This window comes from uncultured Parasphingopyxis sp., from assembly GCF_937129435.1.
Lineage (GTDB): Bacteria > Pseudomonadota > Alphaproteobacteria > Sphingomonadales > Sphingomonadaceae > Parasphingopyxis.
The window spans coordinates 1-6,313 of the sequence record NZ_CAKZNF010000014.1 but is presented as its reverse complement, the minus strand read 5'-3'; the positions used below and the strand labels follow the sequence as shown (position 1 = coordinate 6,313).

Genomic DNA, 6,313 nt, shown 5'->3' with positions numbered 1-6,313 from the left:
AACCACCAGCGCGACGCCGTTCTTCTTCAATTTCCACCACGGCGATCTCGGCAATTTCTCGGTCATCGGACCGTCGGGTTCGGGCAAGACCGTGGTGATGAACTTCCTCGCCGCGCAGGCGCAAAAGTTCAAACCGCGCACCATCCTGTTCGACAAGGATCGCGGGGCCGAGCTGTTCATTCGCGGCATTGGCGGGCGCTATGACCGGGTCAATCCGGGCGAGCCGACAGGCTTCAACCCGCTGGCTCTGCCCGATACGCCAAGCAACAAGGCGTTCCTGCGCGATTGGCTGGGTGTGCTGCTGAAGGCCGAGGGGCCGGAGGAATATGCGACGATCAGCGCGGCGGTCGATGCGACCTATGCTAATGACCCGTCGCTGCGCCGCTTGCGGCACTTCAAGGAACTGCTCGCAGGCGCGCGCCGCCCGGAACCGGGCGATCTCGCCGACCGGCTCGGCGCATGGATCGGCAGCGCGAGCGGTGACGGCGGCGAACACGCATGGCTGTTCGACAATGAGCGTGACCTGCTCGATCTCGACCAGCGCGTGCTCGGTTTCGACATGACGCAGTTGCTGGAAAACCCGCGCCTGCGCACGCCGACGATGATGTATCTCTTCCACCGGATCGACGAAAGGCTCGATGGCGAGCCGACGATGATCCTGATCGACGAGGGCTGGAAGGCGCTCGATGACGAGGTCTTCGCAGCGCGTATCCGCGATTGGCTCAAAACGCTGCGTAAGCGCAACGCTCTGGTCGGATTTGCCACGCAGTCCGCCCGCGATGCGCTCGAAAGCCGCATTTCCACCGCATTGGTCGAGCAGACCGCGACCATGGTTTTCATGCCCAACAGCCGCGCACGGCCCGAGGATTATTGCGACGGTTTCGGCCTGACCGATCACGAACTCGCGCTGATCCGCACGCTGCCGGCTCATTCGCGCTGCTTCCTGGTGCGCCAGCCCGACGCCAGCGTCGTCGTGCGGCTCGATCTGTCGGGTGCGCCCGAAGTTCTGACGATCCTCTCGGGACGCGAAGCCTCCGTGCGCCGTCTCGATCTGCTGCGCGAGGCGGTGGGTGACGAGCCATCGGCATGGTATCCCGCGCTCACCAATCGCGCCTGGCCCGATGGATCTTCGAACATGGACGAGGACGGCGTGCCCGTCTGGCAGGCTGCCGAATGACGACGAGCTGCGATCTCGTCGCTCAGGATATGGGCACCGGCGTCGCTGCGGCGCTGACCGCGGTCGATTGCATCGCCTCGCAGGTCAGCGAGCAGGCCTATGAGCGCATCTTCGGCTCGGGCGGGCAATTCGGTCTCGCGCTGACGATCTTGCTGACGCTGTATGTCGCGTTTTTCGGGTTCAGCCTGATGCTGGGCCGTTCGAACCTCTCGGTCCGCGCTGTTATTCCGAAGGTGATGACGATTGGCCTCGTGATGACCTTTGCGACCAGCTTCATCGCCTACCAGAGCCTGTTCTATAACGTCTTCGTCGAGGGGCCTAACTGGCTCGCGGCGCTCATCACCGACACCAATGGCGATGCGACCGCGACCTTTGCGACCAAGCTCGATATCGTTTTCGTGGCCGTGCAAGAGGCGAGCGGAGGCCAGACCGACATCAGCATGTTCTCGCCGCCCGGCATGATGTGGCTGGGGGCGATGTTCCTGCTGCTCGGCACAGTGGGTCTGCTGGTGACCGCGCGCATCGGGCTGGCGCTGCTGCTGGCTGTCGGGCCGATTTTTGTCGTGCTCGCGCTGTTCAACGGCACGCGCGGGCTGTTCGTGGGCTGGCTCAAGGGACTGGTCCTGCTAGCCCTTGCGCCGCTGTTCGCGGTGGTCGGCGGATCGATCATGCTTGAAATGGCCGTTCCCATCCTCTCGGCGCTGATTGCGGTGCCGGGGCAGATCGACCAGCAGGCGGCGATGGCGTTCTTCGTCGTCGGGTTCGTCCACGTCTGCCTGATGCTGATGGTGCTCAAGGTCGCCTCGAGCATGGTCGCGGGATGGACTGTCTTCGGCCTCGCATCGCCGGACAAGGCCGACACCCGCGGCGACGATCCCGTTCGCGCGCCGTTGCAGAACGCACCGGTTGCCGCACCGCAAACCGCGCCGAGACAAATGCCCGTCGCGCCTGCCGCCTCGAACCCGCGCCGGATCGACGTTGCGGGCCCTGCGGTTATGGCTGCGAACGATACCGGGCCTTCGGGCTCGACCACGATCCGCGAAACCAAGGTTTTTGCGACGACATCTGCCAGCGGACAGCCCGCCTCGACCGGGGTCGCCACCTCGCGCACGCGCGGCATCGGCAATCGCTTCCGCCCGGCCAAAACGGAGAAGTTCTGATGACCCGTGCCGAACAGCTTCGGCTCCCCCTCATGGCGCTTGCGCTCACGCTGAGCGCGGTTCCTGCTGTCGCCCAAGAGCGCGAGGTCGCAGGCGATCCGCGGCTCGTCACACTCGTGTTCGACGAGGCGCAGGTTTACACCATCAAGGGCAAGGTCCGCGTCCAGACCACGATCAAGTTCGCGCCCGACGAAACGATCCAGAACGTCGCGATCGGTGATAGTGCCGCGTGGCAGGTGCAGCCCAATCAGGCGCAGACAATCCTGTTCGTGAAGCCGCTCGAAACCTCGGCAACCACCAATATGACCGTCGTAACCAGCCGCCGGACCTATCTGTTCGATCTCGTCGCCAGCCCGCGCAACGCGCCGCTCTATGTGCTGCAATTCCGCTATCCCGAAGCCGAGAAGGCGCAGGCCGAGGCTGCGCTTGCAGCGGCGGAAGCGGCTGAACGCGAGGCCGCCAACCCGGTCGAGATCGCGGCGGCCAACGATCCCTATGCGGTGTCCGATCCCGCAACGCTCAATTTCGAGTGGGAAGCCGAAGGTGATGTCGAACTGCTGCCGGCGCGTATCTACGACAATGGCGAGGCGGTGTTCCTCACCTGGCCTGCAGGCACGCCGATCCCTGCGATCCTGATTACCAATGCCGACGGCGATGAAGGTCCCGTCAATTTCACTCCGCGCGGCGAAACCGTCGTGCTCGACACCGTCCCGCGCGAGATCATCCTGCGCTCGGGTCGCGATTCTGCTACACTCACCAACAATGGCCCGATGCCGACGCGTCAGGTCAGCGCTGCGAGCAATCTCGCGCGCGGTTCATGAGGGAGATGAAGTAATGCGTCTTGCCATGCGTCTTCCGCCCAAGAAGGGCGACAACTCCGGCACCGATGGCGGCGATCCGCGCGAAGGCGAATCTGCCGAGATTATCGATCTTGCCAGCCGCAACGGCTATTCTGCGGTTGCAGAGCGCAAGACCAAGACCGAAGGGCTGGGGCTTGCCGCTGGCGTGGCGATTGTCGGCCTGCTTGGCGCAACGACCTTCTGGGCGATGAATGCAGCGCAAGTGCCCGAAGCCGAGACGACCGGCAACCAGCAGGTCGCGCCTCCGCAGGCTGCGGCTGTGCCTGCGCCGAATCCGGCGGTGTCTCCTGCTCCCGTCGCGCCTGTAGTTGCGCGCCCTGATCCGGCGCCTGCTCCTATTCTGTCCAACGCTCCGGGCGCAGGCATCGGTCCGGCGGCCAATCCCTATGCCAGCCCGCAATTGATCTTCGACGCCAGCGGCGCCGCGCAAACGGCGCGCGCGACCGAGGCGGCTCCCGGCGCGATTGCGGCCACTGCAAACACGGGCAACAGCGGCGCAATCGGTTCGGCAGGCGATTTCGCCAGCCGCGTCGGCGGAGTGGGCGGCGTGGCGGCCCAAGCCCGCCCGATGGTCAATCCCGGCACCACCGTTACCGAAGGGACGATGATCCCCGCCGTGCTCGAAACCGCGATCAACACCGATGTGCCGGGCTACGTTCGCGCCGTCGTCAGTCAGGACGTGCGCAGTTTCGACGGCAAGAATGTGCTGATCCCGCGTTCCTCGCGGCTGATCGGGCAATACCAGTCGGGCGTGCAGCAGGGCCAGAAACGCGCTTACGTCATCTGGACCCGCCTGATCCGTCCCGACGGCGCATCGGTCAACATCGCTTCTCCCGCTGTCGCGTTCGACGGCACGACGGGGCTTGAAGGCGACGTCAACAGCCACTTCTTCCGCCGCTTCGGATCGGCCATGTTGCTGTCGGTCGTCGGCGGGCTTGGCGCGATTGCGTCGGGCGGGACTTCGGTCGTTCTCGGCGGGGCAGGGCAGAGCGCGGCGAGCGTCGCAGCGCAGGCAGACAGCCAGATCGGCCCGACGATCCGTGTGCGCATGGGTGAGCCGATCCGCGTCTTCACCGCACGCGATCTCGATTTCAGCCAGGTCAGCAACTGAGCCCAAGCGCCAGCCGTTCCATGACCGCCGATATCCATCCTCTCCCGTCAGGTCCGGACAATGGCTCTGCCGCAACCTCCGCAGAGGAAGCGGCAAGCGTTGCGCCTATCGGCGGCGAACGCAGCGTCTATCTCGATGCCTATCTCGCCCCGTTCAAACGCTGGCTCGACCGTGACACGGTGACCGAAATCATGGTCAACGAACCGGGCGAAGTCTGGGTCGAGGATGCGAGCGATCCGGGCATCAAGAAGGTCATCACTCCCGAGATCGACGACCGACTGGTTCAGCGCCTTGCCGAACAGGTCGCGCGTGTCAGCCATCAGGGCATCAACCGCGAGCACCCGCTGCTTGGCGCGACATTGCCCGACGGCGCGCGTATCCAGTTCTGCGGCCCGCCTGCGAGCCGAAAGCACTGGGTCATGGCCATCCGCCGCCACCGCCGCTTAGACCTGCCGCTCGATGCCTATGACACCGGCCCGCTCGCTGGCGAGCAGCATGTCGATATGCCCGATCCGCAGTTCCAGCCGATCGATTATCTGCGCGAGGCGATCCGCCACCGCCGCACGATCCTGATCTCGGGCGGGACCAGCACGGGTAAGACGACCTTCCTCAACGCCATGCTCGGCGAGATCCCGCGCGAAGAGCGGGTGGTGCTGGTCGAGGACACGCCCGAACTGAAATTTCCCGGAGAAAACTCGGTCGGACTGGTCGCTGTCAAAGGCGAACTGGGCGAGGCCAAGGTTACGCCCAACGAACTGCTTCAGGCGGCGCTGCGTCTGCGTCCGGACCGCATCGTGCTGGGCGAGTTGCGCGGGGCGGAGAGTGTTTCTTTCCTCCGCGCGATCAACACAGGCCATCCGGGCAGCTTTTCGACCATCCACGCCAATTCGCTGCGCGGGGCGCTGGAGCAATTGTCGCTGATGGTCATGCAAACCGGCATCGGTCTCACGCGCAGCGATACGATTTCTTATGCTGCGAGTGTTATCGACGTGATTGTGCAGCTTGGCCGCGACGCCAATGGCAAGCGCGGTATCACCGCTATTGCGGACAGCCGCTCGCTGGTTTGAAACACGATAAAGGGGCTTTTCTGCCAAACTTATGAGCAGCCAGCCGATCATCGATGAACAGCCCGTTTCGGCGGCGTCTCCGCCTTCCGCCCCGCCTGCAACCGTCGCGCCGGGCGGAGAGGCCTATTTCAACCGCGAACTCTCGTGGCTGGCCTTTAACGAGCGGGTTCTGGCCGAGGCTTGCAACGAGCGTTATCCGCTGCTCGAACGGCTGCGGTTCCTCTCGATTTCGGGCAGCAATCTCGACGAATTCATGATGATCCGTGTCGCAGGCCTCGTCGGGCAGGCGCAGCGCGGGATCGACAAGCAGGGCATCGACGGACGCACGCCGACGCAGCAGCTTTCTGCGATCCGGCAGAAACTGGCAGAACTGTCGGCACGCCAGCAGGATATCTGGCGCGACCTGCGTCAGAAACTGGCGGACGCCGGCATCCACATCGCCGACGAACAGCGGATCAAGCCGGCGGCACACAAGTGGCTCAAGAACTATTTCGTCGAAGAGATCCTGCCGGTCATCACTCCGCAGGCACTCGATCCGGCACATCCGTTTCCCTTCGTTCATAACGAAGGGCTAGGCCTGTTGTTTACGCTGACGCGCGATGCAGACAAGGAACAGATCATGGAAATGATCCTGATCCCCACCGCGCTCCCGCGCTTCGTGCGCGTGCCGGCCGATATCGCCGAGCAGGGCGCTGAAGCAGGCGGCGCGATCTATATCTCGATCGCCAGCCTCATCCAGCGCTACGCCAAGAAGCTCTTCCCCGGCTTTACCATCAAGGGTGACGGCCTGTTCCGCGTCCTGCGTGACAGCGATATCGAAATCGAGGAAGAGGCCGAAGACCTCGTGCGCACTTTCCGCAGCGCGATCCAACGTCGCCGCCGCGGACAGGTGATCCAGCTGGAACTGGAGGAGGATTTCGATCCCCATGGCGAGGCAA

The 6,313-nt window shown here is 64.3% G+C and carries 4 protein-coding genes and 2 pseudogenes; all 6 read left to right on the top strand.

All coding sequences use genetic code 11. From position 1 onward, the window contains the following. Window positions 1-1,177, top strand: a pseudogene (locus tag Q0139_RS02925) (VirB4 family type IV secretion/conjugal transfer ATPase); the annotation flags it as partial. Beyond that, window positions 1,174-2,337 (top strand): type IV secretion system protein, encoded by a 1,164-nt coding sequence (locus Q0139_RS02920; RefSeq protein WP_298017053.1) that lies wholly within the window; start codon window positions 1,174-1,176, stop codon window positions 2,335-2,337. The pseudogene Q0139_RS02925 and the gene Q0139_RS02920, both read left to right, overlap by 4 nt. Further along, complete coding sequence (locus tag Q0139_RS02915) at window positions 2,337-3,158, top strand: TrbG/VirB9 family P-type conjugative transfer protein (protein ID WP_298017050.1); 822 nt, start codon at window positions 2,337-2,339, stop codon at window positions 3,156-3,158. The genes Q0139_RS02920 and Q0139_RS02915 overlap by 1 nt, the downstream gene beginning before the upstream one ends. 25 nt (window positions 3,159-3,183) lie before the next feature. Continuing rightward, on the top strand, window positions 3,184-4,308 hold the full coding sequence (locus Q0139_RS02910) for a TrbI/VirB10 family protein (RefSeq protein WP_298017047.1): 1,125 nt from the start codon (window positions 3,184-3,186) through the stop codon (window positions 4,306-4,308). 20 nt (window positions 4,309-4,328) lie between these two features. Beyond that, the gene (gene virB11 / locus Q0139_RS02905) at window positions 4,329-5,375 is read left to right on the top strand and encodes a P-type DNA transfer ATPase VirB11 (protein ID WP_298017045.1); all 1,047 of its coding nucleotides are present in this window, start codon (window positions 4,329-4,331) and stop codon (window positions 5,373-5,375) included. Between the two features lie 31 nt (window positions 5,376-5,406). After that, window positions 5,407-6,313, top strand: a pseudogene (locus Q0139_RS02900) (RNA degradosome polyphosphate kinase); the annotation flags it as partial.